The sequence below is a fragment of the Pseudomonas paraeruginosa PA7 genome (assembly GCF_000017205.1).
GTDB lineage: Bacteria > Pseudomonadota > Gammaproteobacteria > Pseudomonadales > Pseudomonadaceae > Pseudomonas > Pseudomonas paraeruginosa.
In genome coordinates this window covers 1440722-1457085 of record NC_009656.1, presented here as the reverse complement: position 1 = coordinate 1457085, position 16364 = coordinate 1440722, and the positions used below count along the sequence as shown (strand labels likewise).

Here is a 16364-nt window from a genome sequence, read left to right as displayed (position 1 = left end):
GCATGGCCGTCGCTCAGCCGGCCGCCGGCGGCGTCGGTTGCTCCAGCAGGCCGACCTGGTTGCGGCCGTTGTTCTTGGCCTGGTAGAGCGCCTGGTCGGCCATCTCGATGAGGACCCGGAAGGTCTGCCCGCCACCGCCCGGCACCAGGGTGCTGACGCCGATGCTGACGGTCAGGTGCGAGCCGGGGCGCGGCTGGTCGTGGCTGATCTGCAGGCTCTCCACCGTGCGCCGGACCTTCTCCGCGAGCAATCGCGCACCGCCTGGCGAGGTGCCCGGCAGAACCATGGCGAACTCCTCGCCGCCATAGCGCGCCGCCAGGTCCGACGAACGGCTGCAGCCTTCGCGGATGGCCCCGGCGACCTGGCGCAGAGCCTCGTCGCCGGCGACGTGGCCGAAGGTGTCGTTGTAGCTCTTGAAATAGTCCACGTCGATCATCAGCAGCGACAGCTGCGACTGCTCGCGCAGCGAGCGGCGCCACTCCATCTCCAAGTATTCGTCGAAGTGGCGGTGATTGGACAGTCCGGTCAGGCCGTCGGAGTTCATCAGCCGCTGCAGCACCAGGTTGGTCTCCAGCAGTTGCTGCTGGCTCTCGCGCAGCGCCCGGTAGGCCTCGTCGCGCTGCTGCAGGGCGATGTACGAGCGCGAGTGGTAGCGGATCCGTGCCACCAGTTCGATGGCATCCGGCAGCTTGACCAGATAGTCGTTGGCGCCGGCGGCGAACGCCGCGCTCTTCACCGTCGGTTCCTCCTTGGTCGACAGGACGATGATCGGGATGTCCCGGGTAGCCGGGTTGCCACGGTAGGCGGCGAGCAGCGTCAGGCCGTCGACGCCGGGCATCACCAGGTCCTGGAGGATCACCGTCGGCTTGATCTGGTTGGCCACCGCCACCGCCTGCTGCGGATCGGAACAGAAATGGAAATCGATGCCCGCCTCGCTCGCCAGCGAGCGACGCACAGCCTCTCCGATCATGGCCTGATCATCGACAAGCAATACCATGACCGCGCCATCCACGGGGGCGCTCAGGTCTGTCTTGCTCTCATGAGGGTTGTGCATGTTTCTCTCCGGGACCGGGGCCCCTCGTATCAAATTGAATGCTGTTCCACCCACCGCGCGGACGGGTGCCGGCGCCTATCCTGGCGCCTGGCCGGGCTCGCGCCCGGCTAGTCGAATACCTCGGCCAGGCGCGGGGCGATCTTCTCCAGGGACAGGATCTGCACCGCGGCATCGATCGCCGCCGCGGCCTTCGGCATCCCGTAGACCGCGCAACTGGCCTGGTCCTGGGCGATGGTGAGGAAGCCGCGCTCGCGCATCTGCTTGAGCCCCTGGGCGCCATCGCGGCCCATGCCGGTGAGCAGAACGCCCACGGCGTCGCCACGCCAGAAGTTCGCCACGCTCTCGAAAAACACGTCGATGGACGGCCGGTAGACGAAAGAACGCGGTTCGGCGGTGTACACCAGCGAACCGTTGCGCAACAGGCGGATGTGGTTGTTGGTACCCGCCAGCAGGATCTGCCCCGGCATCGGCGGCTCGCCATCGCGCGCCAGGCGAACCGGCAGCTTCGATTCGCTGGCCAGCCATTCGGCCATGCCGGCGGCGAACACCTCGTCGACATGCTGCACCAGCACCACGGCGGCATTGAAACTGGCCGGCAGTTGCTTGAGCAATACCGCGAGCGACGCCGGGCCGCCGGCCGAGGCGCCGATCGCCACCAGGCGCTGGCGCGCCCCGCCGCTCTTCGGCGGAACCACCTGGACCTTGCCGCGGCTGTCGCGCTGGCCGATCAGCCAGCCGACGTTCTGGATCTTGCGCAGCAGCGGCGCCGCTGCCGTCTGCGGATTGCCGATGCCCAGCGCCGGCGTGTTCACCGCATCGAGCGCACCATACCCCATCGCTTCGAAGACTCGATGCACATTCTGCTCGATATCGACGGTGACTATCACGATCGCGCAAGGACTTTCCGCCATGATCCGACGAGTTGCCTCGACCCCGTCCATCACCGGCATCAGCAGGTCCATCAGCACCACGTCGGGGGTATCGGCGGCGCATTGGGTCACCGCCTCGGCGCCATTGGCGGCGACCCAGACGATCTGATGCTCCGGCTCGAAGGCCAGGGCGCGACGCAGGGCCTCCACGGCCAGCGGCATGTCATTGACGATTCCGATCCTCACCCCTGTGCCTCTCCGATCAGGACGACGACGGCATCCAGCAAGGCCTCATCGTGGAAACTGGCCTTCGCCAGATAATAGTCGGCGCCGGCGTCGAGGCCGCGCCGACGGTCTTCCTCACGATCCTTGTAGGACACCACCATCACCGGCAGCGATTGCAGGCGGCTGTCGCGGCGCACCAGAGTGACCAGCTCGATGCCATCCATGCGCGGCATGTCGATGTCGGTGATGAGCAGGTCGAAATGCTCCGAGCGCAAGGCGTTCCAGCCGTCCATGCCATCCACCGCCACCGCCACGTCGTAGCCGCGACCGAGCAGCAGCTTGCGCTCCAGTTCGCGCACGGTGAGCGAGTCGTCGACCACCAGGATCCGCTTGCGCTGCGCCCCGCCGGCTTGCCGGCGGCTGCGATCGATGCGCTCCAGGCGGCCGCTGCTGAGCAGCTTGCCGACCGAATGCAGGAGGTCCTCCACATCCAGGATCAGCACCGGCGAACCGTCGTCCAGCAAGGCTCCGGCGGAGACGTCACGAACCTTGCCCAGGCGTGGGTCGAGCGGCATCACCACCAGCGTGCGCTCACCGACGAAACGCTCCACGGCGATGCCGTAGACCGCGTCGCGGTCGCGCACCACCACCACCGGGATCGCCCCCTCGCCACGGCCGCCTTCCGGGCGCTGCAGCAGTTGCGCGGCGGACACCAGGCCGACGTGGCGGCCCTCGTACCAGAAATGCTGGCGGCCCTCGAGCTGGACGATCTCCTCGGCCTGCAACTCGCACATCCGCTCGATGTGCGCCAGCGGGAAGGCGTAGGCCTCCTCGCCGATCTCCACCACCAGGCTGCGCACCACCGACAGGGTCAGCGGCACCTCGATATGGAACAGCGTGCCCCGCCCCTGGCGCTGCTCCATACGCACCCCACCACGCAACTGGCGGACCATGTGTTGCACGGCATCCAGGCCGACGCCGCGCCCCGAGACCTCGGTGACCTGCTCGCGCATGCTGAAGCCGGGCAGGAACAGGAACGCCAGGAGTTCCTCCTCGCTGAGTTGCGCCGCGGTCTCGGCGGTGGCGAACTGGCGGTTGAGCACGGTCTCGCGCAAGCGCTCCAGGTCGATGCCGCCGCCGTCGTCGCTCAGTTCCAGCACCAGCATGCCGGCGTGATGACGGGCACGGATGGTGATCCGTCCCTCGGCCGGCTTGCCGGCGGCGAGGCGGGTTTCCGCCGCCTCGATACCGTGGTCGACCGCGTTGCGCAGCAGATGGGTGAGCGGCGCCTCGAGTTTCTCCAGGACATCGCGATCGACCTGGGTGGTTTCCCCCTCGACCAGCAGGCGCACCTGCTTGCCCAGCGAGCGCCCGAGGTCGCGGACCATCCGTGCCTGCCCGCTGAGCACATCGGCGAACGGCCGCATCCGCGAGGCCAGGGCCGCGTCGTAGAGCACCTGGGCGCGCTGCCCCCCTTGCCAGGCGAACTCGTCGAGGTCGGCGATGTGCTGCACCAGCATCTGCTGGCACTCGCCGATCAGTTGCCGCGCCTCGCTGAGCATGGCCTGGGCCTGCGGGTCGAGACTGGTTTCCTGGACCGTCTCGCGCACCACGTCGAGCGCCCGGCTGGCGCTGGACTGCAGGCGACGCAGGCGCTGCAGGGAGTCGGCCAGCGGCTTGATGCGCTGGAACTCCACCAGCGACTTGCTGGAAATGTCCAGCAGCCGGTCCAGGCGTTCGGCGGTGACCCGCAGCACGCGGCTGCGGCGCTCGTCGGCCTGGCTCGCCGGCTCGTCGTCGCTCTCTTCGCTGGCGGGCGCGGGGACGGCCGACGGCGCTTCGGCGTCCACCTCGGGCAGCACGGGGTTCGCCACCGGCAGTTCCGCGCGGGCCAGCGGCAGGCCGCTGCGCACCAGGGTCTCCAGGCGCTCCACCAGGCCATCGATCTCTTCCCGGCCGGCCCCGTCGGCCCAGCCGGCGTCGCCGGCGGGCGGCGTGCCGATGCGCAGCAGCAGGTCGCAGCCCTGCAACAGCGCGTCGATATGTTCCGATTGCAGCAGCAGGCGTCCATCCTGCGCCTCCACCAGGCAGTCCTCCATGACATGCGCCACGCGCACGCCGGCGTCCAGCCCGACGATCCGCGCCGCCCCCTTCAGCGAATGCGCCGCGCGCATGCAGGCTTCCAGCTGGTCGGCCTGGGTCGGGCTGCGTTCCAGCGCCATCAGGCCGGCATTGAGCACCTGGGTCTGGGCCTCCGCCTCGAGCCGGAACAGCTCGAGCAGCGATGCGTCCCTCATCTGGTCCGGAGTCATGCCAGGCTCCGCGCGACGGCTTGCAGGAGAGGGCCTTCGTCGAGCAGGGTGATGCTCCGTTCACGCCATTGCAGCACCCCGGCCACGTGCCGGCGCGAGGCCTGGCCGTCGGCGTGGTTGGGCGGCAGCACCCGCGCCAGCGGCAGCGCATGGATGCCGTCGACTTCCTCCACCGGCGCCACCACCGGCCCGCCGACGGCGGAAATGATCAGCATGCGCGGCACCACCCGGCGCTCGCCAACCGTGGCGGTGCCAGGCTCCAGGTCGAGCAGCTCGCTCAGCGACAGGCAGGCGACCAATGCGCCGCGCACGTTGGTCACCCCCTGCAGGGCGCGCGAACGCTGATGCGGCAGGGAGTGGATGGGATTCATCGGCGCCACCTCCACCAGGCTGCCGGTGGCCAGGCCGAACCACTCCTCGCCCAGGCGGAACACCAGAACCGAGCGCGTCTCGCCCAGGTCCGCCTCTTCGGACTGGCCGCCCAGCGCCTCCGCGCTGTCGAGCTGGTCCTGGCGCAAGGCGATGCGGTCGAGCAGGTGGGTCGCCGCGGCGGCATAGACTTCGCAGTTGCGGCAGTGGATATGACCGTGCAGGCGCTCGCAGGACTTATCGCCATGCACGCCGATCCGGTTCCAGCAGTCGTCCACCTGTTGGGTATCGAGCAAGGTCAGGCTCGCCTCAACCATCTTTGTTCACTCCACGGGCCGCGCGCTGCTGCAGGCGCCGGGCGCCGGCGTGGTCGCCGCTGGCGGCAAGCAGCGCCGCCAGTTGCGCCAGGGCCTCGGCGTGCTGCGGCTGCAGATACAGGGCCTTGCGATAGAAATCCTGGGCTTCGCGAACCTGCCCGGCGACGTCGCTGAGCAAGCCGAGCCAGTAGAACGCCGCGGCCGAGGGACCGTGCGCGGCCAGTTGGCGTTCGCAGGCGACGCGCGCCTCGTCGTGCCGGCCGGCATCGGCCAGGCGGGCTATCTCGTCGAACTCGCCGCCAGCGCCAGCGGCCGGCTGGCCACTGGCGGGCGGAACCAGGCTGGACAGGCGCTGGCGCGGTTTCGCCGGCGGCGACGGGCGGCTACCCGTCCGCTCCGCGGCGACGACGGGCGCGGCGGCGCGTGGCGCCGTGGCCACCGGCTTGGGCCGGGCGCCGCGAGGCGCCTCGGCGGCCCGGCGGAAGACGAAGGACAGCGGCACGCCGATCGCCTGCATGCCGTGCTGGCTGAGCAGGCTGGCTTCGGCGGGCCCGATGAACATCGCCCCGTCCGGCCGCAACAGGCGCTTGAGCACCTCGACCACCTCGCTCTGGGTGGGTCGGTCGAAATAGATCAACAGGTTGCGGCAGAACACGAAATCGTAGGGCGCCTCGCCCGCCAGCAGACCGGGCTCGAGCAGGTTGCCGCAACGGAAGCGCACCTTGCGCCGGACCTGCTCGGCCAACTGATAGCCGTCGGCGACCTCGCTGAAATGGCGGTCGCGGAAACCCAGTTGGTCGCCGCGGAACGAGTTCCTGCCGTACACGCCGAGTCTGGCGCGCTCGATCACCCGGGCGCTGACGTCCAGCGCGTCGACCTCGAACAGGTACTCGGAAAGGCCGGCATCGAGCAGCGCCATGACGATGGAATAGGGTTCCTCGCCCGTCGAGCAGGGCAGGCTGAGGATCCGCAGCGCGCGTCCGCCGCCCAGGCTCGGCAGGCGCTCGAAGGCCAGCCTGGCGAGGGTGGTGAAGGATTCCGGGTAGCGGAAGAACCAGGTCTCCGGCACCACCACCGCCTCGATCAGCGCCTGCACCTCGCCGGGCGAGCCGTTCAGGCGCATCCAGTATTCGTCCTCGTCGTGCAGCGCGTTGCTGCTCATGCGCTGGCGCACCGCGCGCTCGATCACCGCGCTGCCCACCGAACTGGCGTCCAGGCCGATCCTGCTCTTGAGCAGGCGCTCGAAGCGCTCGTTCATGCAACCCCCTCGCCGGCCGCCGGCGGGAACAGCAGGCTGCGCACCGCTTCGGGCAGCAACGCCTCGACCCGCACCCACTGCACCAGCCCCTGCGGCCCCTCGTAGACCGGGCCGAGGTAGCGGGCGGCACCGTTGTCCAGGCCGTATTCGCGGAACGCCGAGGGTTCACAGCGCAGCGTGTCGGTGGCCTGTTCGAGAATCAGCCCGAGCCAGACCGCCTCCGCCTCCGCCCGGGCGCGGTACTCGACCAGCACGATCCGCGTACTGGTGCGTGCCAGGGCCGGACGGCCGAAGGCCATCGCGCAGAGATCGAGCACCGGCACCAGCGCGCCGCGATGGGAAAACACCCCGGCGACCCATTCCGGCGCCTCCGGAATACGTTTCAGGCGCAGCAGCGGCAATACCTCGACCACCTCGCGGGCATCCAGCGCATAGCGGTCACCCTCCATGCGGAACAGCAGGAACAGCTTGCTGGTGCGCCGGGGGTCGCCGGTCGAGTGGGACACGGTCACGGCCTCAGACTTTGAAGCGGGATACGCCGTTGCGCAGCCCGTTCGCCACCAGGTTCAGCTCGTCGATGGCGAAACTGGCCTGGCGCAGCGATTCCACGGTCTGTCCGGTGGCCTCGCCCAGTTGCACCAGCGCCTGGTTGATCTGCTCGGCGCCGGTGGCCTGCGCCTGCATGCCCTCGTTGACCATCTGCACCCGCGGCGCGAGCGCCTGGACCTGCTGGATGATCTGCGACAGCTGCTCGCCGACCTGGCCGACCTCGGCGATGCCGCGGCGAACCTCCTCGGAGAACTTGTCCATGCCCATCACCCCAGCCGATACGGCGGACTGGATCTCGCGCACCATCTGCTCGATGTCGTAGGTGGCGACCGCCGTCTGGTCCGCCAGCCGGCGCACCTCGGTGGCCACCACGGCGAAGCCGCGGCCATACTCGCCGGCCTTCTCCGCCTCGATGGCGGCGTTCAGCGAGAGCAGGTTGGTCTGGTCGGCGACCTTGACGATGGTGGTCACCACCTGGTTGATGTTGCCGGCCTTCTCGTTGAGGATCGCCAGCTTGGCGTTGACCAGGTCGGCCGCGCCCATCACGTGGTGCATGGTCTCCTCCATGCGCGCCAGGCCCAACTGGCCGGAGCCGGCCAGGGTCGAGGTCTGCTCGGCGGCGCCGGAAACCTCGCTCATGGTCCGCACCAGGTCGCGCGACGTGGCGGCAATCTCCCGGGAGGTAGCGCCGATCTCGGTGGTGGTGGCGGCGGTTTCGGTGGCGGTGGCCTGCTGCTGCTTGGAGGTCGCGGCGATCTCGGTGACCGAGGTGGTCACCTGCACCGACGAGCGCTGCGCCTGCGACACCAGGCCCTTGAGCTCCTCGGCCATGCCGTTGAAACCGGTCTCGATGGCGCCGAACTCGTCGCGACGGCCAAGGTCCAGGCGCGCGGTGAGATCACCGCCGGCCATCAGGTCGAGGCTGCGGACGATCTTCTGGATCGGCTGGGTGATCGCGCGCAGCAGCAGGAAGCCGCAGACGCCGGCCACCGCCACCGCCAGCAGCAGGGTGATCAGCATGCTCAACTCGGCATCGTCGACCGCGTTGACGATGTTGTCCGAGGCGCGGTCGGCGATGTCCTTGTTCAGCTCGATCATCTCGTTGAGGTACTTGCGTCCGTCGCGCCAGTGCTGGGTCAGCGGGCCGGCGAGGAGCTTGCCGGCCTCTTCGAAGCGCTTCTCGCGATACAGTTCCAGGACCTTGTCGTGCTGCTCCAGGTAGGCCTTGCGCACGCCCAGGAAGCCGGCGAGCAGTTCGTGGTCGCGGGCTTCGTCCGGGTTCATGGTCTTCTGGTAGGAGGCGATCTGCTGGTCGAGCCGCTCCTCGCTGGCGAGGATGCTGTCGGCCTCGGCCTTGCTCAGTGCGTGGTCGTCGGTGATGCCGAACAGCTCCTGGGTCTGCAGGTAATTGTCGGTCCACGAGCTGCGTACCAGCGTGATGAAGTACATGCCCGGCATGGCGTCGTCCTGGACGCGGTAGGCGCCCTTCTCCACCGTCAGCATCTTCACGTACGAAGTAGCGGCCATCAGCAGCATGATGGCGATGATCACGGCGAAACTTGCCAGGATTCGCTGGCGAACAGTCCAGTTCTTCACATTTTTCCCCAAGACTCGAGTCCGGAATCGCTCTGCCACAACGGCCCGTCAATCGCGCGGACTGTATAGGCCGTCCCCGGCACCGGCAAGCAGCGCCATAGGGTTTTCAAGCAATTGTAGGCGCTGGAAAGGCGTTTTTTGACGCCAGAAGTGTGGCAGAAAGAGAAAGAAAGAAAACTGGCAAGCCAGACTTTTCTGAGAAGGCAGGCACATCCCGGATGGAACGCGTGCCCCGCTCCCTGCCCGGGAACGGGGCGGGTTTTCAGCGGTGGATGTCGGCGTGGCGGGTCTCGCGGAGGAACAGCAGGGCGCAGACCAGGCTGCCGCCGGTGATCAGCACCGGGTACCAGAGGCCGTAGAAGATGTCGCCGGTGTACACCACCAGGGCGAACGAGACCGTGGGCAGGAAACCGCCGAACCAGCCGTTGCCGATGTGGTACGGCAGGGACAGCGAGGAGTAGCGGATGCGGGTCGGGAACAGTTCGACCATCAGCGCCGCCAGCGGGCCGTAGCAGAGGGTCGAGATCAGCACCAGGGCGAAGATGATGGCGACCACCATCGGCTTGTCGACCTGGCTGCTGTCGGCCTGCTGCGGATAGCCCGCGGCCTTCACCGCGGCGGCCATGGCCGTCGCGTCGAAGCCGGCGATCTCGGTACTGCCGATCCTCACCCGCACCTCGCTGCCGGCGGGCGCGGCCGAGGTGGAATACGGTAGGCCGCTCTTGACCAGAAAGGTCTTGACCTTGTCGCAGGGACTGTCGAAGGTCGCCTTGCCCACCGGGTCGAACTGGAAGGTACAGGTCGCCGGGTCGGCCATCACGCTGATCGGCGATTGCCGGCTGGCCTGGTCGATGGCCGGGTTGGCGTAGTGCGTCAGGGCCTTGAACAGAGGGAAATAGAACAGCGTGGCGAGCAGCAGCCCGGCCAGCAGCACCGGCTTGCGGCCGATGCGGTCGGACAGCCAGCCGGCGACGATGAAGAATGGCGCGCCCAGCACCAGGGCGACGATCAGCAGGCCGTTGGCGGTGCCGCCATCGACCTTGAGCACCTGGGTGAGGAAGAACAGCACGTAGAACTGTGCGGTGTAGAAGGTCACCGCCTGCCCCGCGTTGATGCTGAACAACGCGGTCAGCACCACCTTGAGGTTGCCCCAGTTGGTGAAGGACTCGCGCAACGGCGCCTTGCTGACCTTGCCCTCGGCCTTCATCTTGAGGAATGCCGGCGACTCGCGCATCGACAGGCGGATCCAGGTGGAGATGCCCAGCAGGACGATGGACAGCAGGAATGGCAGGCGCCAGCCCCAGGTCTCGAACTCGTCGCCGGTCAACTGGCGGCAGGCCAGGATCACCAGCAGCGAGAGCAGCAGGCCGAGGGTCGCGGTGGACTGGATCCAGCTGGTGTAGCTGCCGCGCTTGTTCGCCGGGGCGTGCTCGGCGACGTAGATCGCCGCGCCGCCGTACTCGCCGCCCAGGGCCAGGCCCTGGAGCATGCGCAGGGTGACCAGGATGATCGGCGCGGCGACCCCGATCGAGGCATAGGTGGGCAACAGGCCGACGGCGAAGGTCGACAGCCCCATCAGCAGGATGGTCACCAGGAAGGTGTACTTGCGCCCGATCATGTCGCCCAGGCGGCCGAACACCAGGGCGCCGAAGGGCCGCACCAGGAAGCCGGCGGCGAAGGCCATCAGGGCGAAGATGAAGGCCGTGGTGTCGTTGACGCCGGCGAAGAACTGCTTGCTGATCACCGCCGCCAGGGCACCGTAGAGGAAGAAGTCGTACCACTCGAAGACCGTGCCAAGCGAGGAGGCGAAGATCACCTTGCGCTCCTCCTGGGGCGTGGTCGCAGGCACTGTGTAGGAAGGGGTCGTTGCGTACTCGGTCATTGCGGCTCTCCCGCCCCTTGTGGGGGCTCTTATTGTTGTCTGCCATTTCCGTTTTCAGCGTCGACCGCTGCGGCGCCGGGCGCCACGCGATACGGGGTGTAGCGATCCTCAGGCCTCCACCGCTTCCTTGCCGCCGGCCGCCATGGCGCTCTCGACGACCTGCGGCGCGGCGTCGCGACGACGCTCGGCGAGGATCATCTGCGCCGCCTTCTCGGCGATCACCAGCACCGGCGAACAAGTGTTGCCCGAGGTCAGGCTGGGCATGATCGAGGCGTCGGCGATGCGCAGGCCGGGAATCCCGTGCACGCGCAACTGCGCGTCGACCACCGCCAGCGGCCCCTGTCCCATGCGGCAGGTGCCGGCCGGATGGAAGATGGTGGTGCCGATCTGGGCCGCGGCGCGTCGCAGGTCTTCTTCGCTGCGGTACTCCGGGCCAGGCTTGTACTCCTCCGGGCGGAAGGCGGCCAGGGCCGGAGCGGCGACGATCCGGCGGGTCAGGCGGATCGCGTCGGCGGCGACCTCGAGGTCACGCGGATCGCTCAAATAGTTGGGCTGGATCGACGGCGCCGCGTCCGCTTCCAGCGAGCGGATGCGCACCGTCCCGCGGCTGTGCGGGCGCAGGTCGCAGACCGACGCGGTGAACGCCGGGAAGGCGTGCAGCGGCTCGCCGAAGCGGTCCAGCGAAAGCGGCTGGACGTGGTATTCGAGGTTGGCCGACGGCTGTTGCGGGTCGGAACGGGCGAAGGCGCCCAGCTGGCTCGGTGCCATCGACAGCGGGCCGCTGCGGTTGAGCAGGTAGCGCAGGCCCATGCCCAGCTTGCCCCAGGCGCTGCCGGCGATCTGGTTGAGGGTCGGGACGCCCTCGACCTTGTAGATCAGGCGCAGTTGCAGGTGGTCCTGGAGGTTGCCGCCGACGCCCGGCAGTTCGTGGACGACGCCGGCGCCAAGCCGCTCCAGCAGCTCGCGCGGGCCGATGCCGGATCGTTGCAGCAGGCAGGGCGAGCCGATCGCGCCGGCGCTCAGGACAATCTCGCGCCGCGCCTCGAAGCGTCGCTCGCGGCCTTCCCAGCGGACCAGCAGGGCCTTGGCGCGACCGTCCTCGAGCACTACCCGCTGCACCTCGGCGTGGGTCAGGACGGTGAGGTTGGCGCGCTGGGCGATGCCGCGCAGGAAGCCTTTCGCGGCATTCCAGCGCACCCCGCCGCGCTGGTTGACCTGGAAGTAGCCGCAGCCTTCGTTGTCGCCGCCGTTGAAATCCTCGACGCTGGCGATGCCGGTCTGTGCCGCCGCCCGCTGGAAGGCGTCGAGCAGCGTCCAGGACAGGCGCTGGCGCTCCACCCGCCATTCGCCGCCGGCGCCGTGCAACTCGCTGGTGCCGGCGAAATGATCCTCCATCCTGCGGAACAGCGGCAGCAGGTCCTTCCAGCTCCAGCCGGGGTTGCCTTCGGCCGTCCACTGGTCGTAGTCGCGGGCCTGGCCACGCATGTAGATCATGCCGTTGATCGAGGAGCAGCCGCCGAGCACCTTGCCACGCGGGTATTTCAGGGAGCGGCCGTCCAGACCGGGCACCGCGTCGGTGTCGAAGCACCAGTCGGTGCGCGGGTTGCCGATGCAGTAGAGGTAGCCGACGGGAATGTGGATCCAGGGGTAGTTGTCCGGGCCGCCGGCCTCCAGCAGCAGCACGCGGTTGGCCGGGTCGGCGGAAAGCCGGTTGGCCAGCAGGCAGCCGGCGGGGCCGGCGCCGACGATGAGGTAGTCGTAGGTATCCAGTACCTCGGGCATGGCGAGCCTCGTCTTGTCGTTCTTGTCGTGGGCCGTCGGACCTGCGGATGACCGGCAAGTCTCGAACGGCTTGAGGCTAGTCGTTCATTCGCGATAAAAAAACAAACGTTTCGGGGCAGCTATTGTTCGTTTTCTAACAACGCCCCTCGGCCCGGCAGAAGGCGCCTCCTCATGTTCGACTGGAATGACCTGCGTTTCTTCCTCGAGTTGCAGCGCAGCGGGCGCTTGCTGACCGCCGCCAAGCGCCTCGGCACCACCCACGCCACGGTGGCCCGGCACATCGAAAACATCGAACGCGACCTCGGCACCCAGCTGTTCGCCCAGCACACCGGCGGCTACCAGCTGACCCCGGCCGGCCAGGCGCTGCTCAAGCACGCCGAGGCGATGGAGAACACCGCGCTCCTCGCCCAGGAGGAGATGAGCCAGAGCATCTCGCCGCTGGGGCAGATCCGCATCGGCGTCACCGAAGGCCTCGGCAGCGTGTTCCTCGCTCCGCGCCTGGCGCAGCTGATGCGCCAATACCCGGGCCTGGAGGTCGAGCTGGTCTCGGTGCCGCGCTTCGTCAGCATCACCAACCGCGAGGCGGACATCGCCATCTCCCTCGACCGGCCGGGGGCCGACCTGGTGATCACCCGCCTGCTGACCCGCTACCGCCTGGCCCTGTTCGCCAGCCCCGCCTACCTGGAACAGGCGCCGCCGCTGCGCGACCGCGACGACCTGGGCCGGCACCAGTGGATCGGCTACGTGGACGACCTGCTGTTCAGCCAGGAACTGATGTTCCACCATAGTTTCTGCCGCCACCCGCAGGTGGTGTTCCGCAGCACCAGCGTGGTCGCCCAGCAGCAGGCGGCGCAGGCCGGCATCGGCCTGGCGATCCTGCCGCACTTCATGGGCAGCCGCGATCCGCTGCTGGTGCCGGTGCTGCCGGAGGAAAGCATCCAGCGCGAGTACTGGATGAGCACCCGTCGGGAACTGCACCGCTCGGTGCGCTTGCGGGTGGTCTGGGACTTCCTGCTGGAGCTGTGCCAGCGCGAGCGGGAGGTCCTGCTGGGCGCATCGGCGGCGCCGCCGCTGTAACGGCGGATACCGCCAGGGGCGTTATCCGCCGGACCGGGGAGGATACCTCAGGCCAGGCGCTGCAACGCCTGCCTGGCCTGGTTCTCCAGCTCCAGCTTGAACGAGGGCTCCAGGCGCAGCTGGCGCGCCAGTTCCTCGAGGTAGGAGCGCTCCATGAAGCTTTCCTCGTCGACCATCAGCAGGCTGGCCAGGTACATCTCCGCGGCGATTTCCGGGGTGCTCGCGGCGCGGGCGATCTCGGCCGGGTCCAGCGGCTTGTTCAGCTCGCGCTCCAGCCAGCCCTGCACCTCGCGGTCGCTGGTCAGCTTGGCCACCTCGCCCTCGATCATCTGCCGCTCGCGCTCGTCGATGTGGCCATCGGCCTTGGCCGCGCCGACGATGGCCTGGAGGATCGCGTGGCTGTGCACTTCGGCCTGGGCCTCCGGCAGGCGGTCGACGGTCTGCGGCTGCGCCTGCGGCACGGCGCCATTCTGCTGTTGCTGCCAGTTGCTGTAGGCCTTGTAGGCGATCACCCCGAGCGCGGCGAGACCGCCGTAGGTGATCGCCTTGCCACCGAACTTGCGCGCCTTCTTGTTGCCCAGCAGCAGGCCGATGGCGCCCGCCGCCAGGGCTCCGCCTCCGGCACCGGAGAGCAGGCTGCCGAGCTGGCCGCCGCCACTGGCGCCAGGCTTGCCGCCCGTCTTGTTCTGCAGCATTTCCTGCCCGGACTTGAGCAACTGGTCGAGCAAACCACGGGTATTCATGAGGTACCTCCAGGGACGTTTCGGTGACAACCGGATTCGACCGACTCTAGCCCTTCGCATCCGCGCTGCCCGCCGGGAGTTTGCTTCGAGATATTGCGGATCGCCCTGGACGCCCTGGAAAAGCGCGATCCATGTCACAGTTCTCCAGATAGAGGCCTAATGCCAGCAGAAAGCCCTTCGATGCACCGGCACGGACCTCTAAACTCCGCGCCCGCCCGCGACAGCGGGCCGGCGACCGACGCCAGCCGCTCCGCGCGCATTCGCAACAGCAATCTGTGAACATGGCTCGCCCGAGCCACCCACTGCCTCGCAAAGGACTTCCCATGACCATCTCCCGCCGCGACTTCCTGAACGGCGTAGCCCTGACCATCGCCGCAGGCCTGACCCCCGCCGAGATCCTCCGCGCCGCGCCCGGCGGCCGCTACTATCCGCCCGCGCTCACCGGCCTGCGCGGTAGCCATCCGGGCGCCTTCGAAGTCGCGCACCAGATGGGCTGGGAGAAGAAGTCCTTCGACGTCGAACACCTGCCGATCGAGGAAGAATACGACCTGGTGGTGGTCGGCGGCGGCATCAGCGGCCTCGCCGCCGCCTGGTTCTATCGCGAGCGGCACCCCGCGGCGCGCATCCTCGTCGTCGAGAACCACGACGACTTCGGCGGCCACGCCAAGCGCAACGAATTCCAGGCCGGCGGACGGACCATCCTCGGCTACGGCGGCAGCGAGTCGCTGCAATCGCCTAACGCCCTCTACAGCGACGACGCCAGGTACCTGCTGAAACGCCTGGGCGTCGAACTGAAGCGCTTCGAGACGGCCTTCGACACCGATTTCTACCCCGGCCTGGGCCTGTCCCGCGCAGTGTTCTTCGACAAGGCCAGCTTCGGCGTGGACAAGCTGGTCAGCGGCGACCCGACGCCGATGGTGGCCGACGAGGTTCCTCGCGACCGCCTCAACGCCCGCTCCTGGCGCGCCTTCATCGGCGACTTCCCGCTGCCCCGCGATGACCGCGAGGCGCTCATCGCGCTGTACGAATCGCCTCGCGACTACCTGGCCGGCAAGAGCCTGGAGGAGAAGGAAACCCACCTGGCGAAGACCAGCTACCGCGACTACCTGCTCAAGGATGTCGGCCTTTCGGAAAACTCGGTGAAGTACTTCCAGGGCCGCAGCAACGACTTCTCCGCCCTCGGCGCCGACGCCCTGCCGGCGGCCGATGCATACGCCGCCGGCTTCCCCGGCTTCGACGCCCTCGGCCTGCCGCAACCCAGCGAGGAGGCCCAGGCGGAAATGGACGAGCCGTACATCTACCACTTCCCCGACGGCAACGCCTCGCTGGCGCGGCTCATGGTGCGCGACCTGATCCCCGCGGTGGCGCCGGGCCGGGGCATGGAGGACATCGTCATGGCCCGCTTCGACTACGCCAAGCTGGACCTCGCCGGGCAACCGGTGCGCCTGCGCCTGAACAGCACCGCGGTCAGCGTGCGCAACCGCGCCGGCGGCGTCGACGTCGGCTACAGCCGCGCCGGGCGCCTGCACCGGGTGCGCGGCAGGCACTGCGTGATGGCCTGCTACAACATGATGGTGCCCTACCTGCTGCGCGACCTCTCCGAGGAACAGGCCCACGCCCTGAGCCAGAACGTCAAGTTCCCGCTGGTGTACACCAAGGTCATGCTGCGCGACTGGCTGGCCTGGAAGACCCTCGGCATCCACGAGATCTACGCGCCGACCCTGCCCTACTCGCGGATCAAGCTGGACTTCCCGGTCGACCTCGGCGGCTATGAGCACCCGCGCGACCCGCGGCAGCCGATCGGCGTGCACATGGTCTACGTTCCGACCACTCCGAATGCCGGCATGGACGCCCGCACCCAGGCCCGCGTCGGCCGCAGCAAACTCTACGCCATGAGCTTCGAGCAACTGGAGAAGGATGTCCGCGACCAGCTCCAGGCCATGCTCGGCCCGGCCGGCTTCGACCATCGCCGCGACATCACCGGCATCACCGTGAACCGCTGGTCGCACGGCTACTCGTACTTCATGAACACGCTCTACGACGACGAGGCGCAAAGCGAAGCGCTGATGGAACTGGCGCGGCGCAAGGTCGGCAACGTCACCATCGCCAATTCGGACGCGGCCTGGGACGCCTACGCCCATGCCGCCATCGACCAGGCGGTGCGGGCGGTACGCGAGCTGGGCTGAACCCGGGGCGACAGCGTGGCTGCGCTGTCGCCCGATCCTCTCTCGGCAAAGCTCTGACAGCGGAACCCTGACAGTCCCGCACCCAACGGAACTCCAAGGTTCCGCGCCGCAACATGGCCAGAAGCCACTATTCACGCCAAACCCA

At 68.4% G+C, this 16364-nt stretch carries 12 protein-coding genes; 2 read left to right on the top strand and 10 right to left on the bottom strand.

Going from position 1 to position 16364, the window contains the following annotated elements:
• Positions 1 to 13 precede the first annotated feature (13 nt).
• From wspR to PSPA7_RS06800, 9 genes are all read right to left on the bottom strand, one after another.
• Positions 14 to 1054 (bottom strand): Wsp signal transduction system regulator diguanylate cyclase WspR, encoded by a 1041-nt coding sequence (gene wspR, locus PSPA7_RS06840; protein ID WP_041025299.1) that lies wholly within the window; start codon positions 1052 to 1054, stop codon positions 14 to 16.
• Positions 1055 to 1161: 107 nt separating this feature from the next.
• Complete coding sequence (gene wspF / locus PSPA7_RS06835) at positions 1162 to 2169, bottom strand: Wsp signal transduction system protein-glutamate methylesterase WspF (protein WP_003152284.1); 1008 nt, start codon at positions 2167 to 2169, stop codon at positions 1162 to 1164.
• Positions 2166 to 4460, bottom strand: coding sequence for a Wsp signal transduction system sensor histidine kinase WspE (gene wspE, locus PSPA7_RS06830; protein WP_012074659.1), 2295 nt, complete (start codon positions 4458 to 4460; stop codon positions 2166 to 2168). The genes wspF and wspE overlap by 4 nt, the downstream gene beginning before the upstream one ends.
• Complete coding sequence (locus tag PSPA7_RS06825; protein ID WP_012074658.1) at positions 4457 to 5146, bottom strand: chemotaxis protein CheW; 690 nt, start codon at positions 5144 to 5146, stop codon at positions 4457 to 4459. Before PSPA7_RS06825 ends, wspE begins: the two co-directional genes overlap by 4 nt.
• Positions 5139 to 6404, bottom strand: coding sequence for a CheR family methyltransferase (locus PSPA7_RS06820; RefSeq protein ID WP_012074657.1), 1266 nt, complete (start codon positions 6402 to 6404; stop codon positions 5139 to 5141). The genes PSPA7_RS06825 and PSPA7_RS06820 overlap by 8 nt, the downstream gene beginning before the upstream one ends.
• The gene (locus tag PSPA7_RS06815; RefSeq protein ID WP_012074656.1) at positions 6401 to 6916 is read right to left on the bottom strand and encodes a chemotaxis protein CheW; all 516 of its coding nucleotides are present in this window, start codon (positions 6914 to 6916) and stop codon (positions 6401 to 6403) included. The genes PSPA7_RS06820 and PSPA7_RS06815 overlap by 4 nt, the downstream gene beginning before the upstream one ends.
• Positions 6917 to 6920: 4 nt before the next feature.
• Positions 6921 to 8549, bottom strand: a complete 1629-nt coding sequence (gene wspA, locus PSPA7_RS06810) for a Wsp signal transduction system chemoreceptor WspA (protein ID WP_003156495.1) — start codon at positions 8547 to 8549, stop codon at positions 6921 to 6923.
• 262 nt (positions 8550 to 8811) lie between these two features.
• Entirely contained in the window at positions 8812 to 10431 is a 1620-nt protein-coding gene (locus PSPA7_RS06805) for an MFS transporter (protein ID WP_012074654.1), read from the bottom strand.
• Positions 10432 to 10539: 108 nt separating this feature from the next.
• Complete coding sequence (locus tag PSPA7_RS06800) at positions 10540 to 12213, bottom strand: GMC family oxidoreductase (protein WP_012074653.1); 1674 nt, start codon at positions 12211 to 12213, stop codon at positions 10540 to 10542.
• Between the two features lie 171 nt (positions 12214 to 12384).
• On the opposite strand from PSPA7_RS06800, the gene PSPA7_RS06795 reads away from it, so the two are divergent.
• Entirely contained in the window at positions 12385 to 13290 is a 906-nt protein-coding gene (locus PSPA7_RS06795) for a LysR family transcriptional regulator (protein ID WP_012074652.1), read from the top strand.
• Between the two features lie 47 nt (positions 13291 to 13337).
• Here the strand turns inward: PSPA7_RS06795 and PSPA7_RS06790 are convergent, their stop codons facing one another.
• Positions 13338 to 14033, bottom strand: coding sequence for a tellurite resistance TerB family protein (locus tag PSPA7_RS06790; protein WP_003156504.1), 696 nt, complete (start codon positions 14031 to 14033; stop codon positions 13338 to 13340).
• Positions 14034 to 14356: 323 nt separating this feature from the next.
• Here PSPA7_RS06790 and PSPA7_RS06785 point away from each other — a divergent pair, with 323 nt between their 5' ends.
• Positions 14357 to 16219 carry a flavin monoamine oxidase family protein gene (locus tag PSPA7_RS06785; protein ID WP_012074650.1) on the top strand — a complete coding sequence of 621 codons (1863 nt, stop codon included), beginning with the start codon at positions 14357 to 14359 and terminating at the stop codon, positions 16217 to 16219.
• The last annotated feature ends 145 nt before the right edge of the window (positions 16220 to 16364 follow it).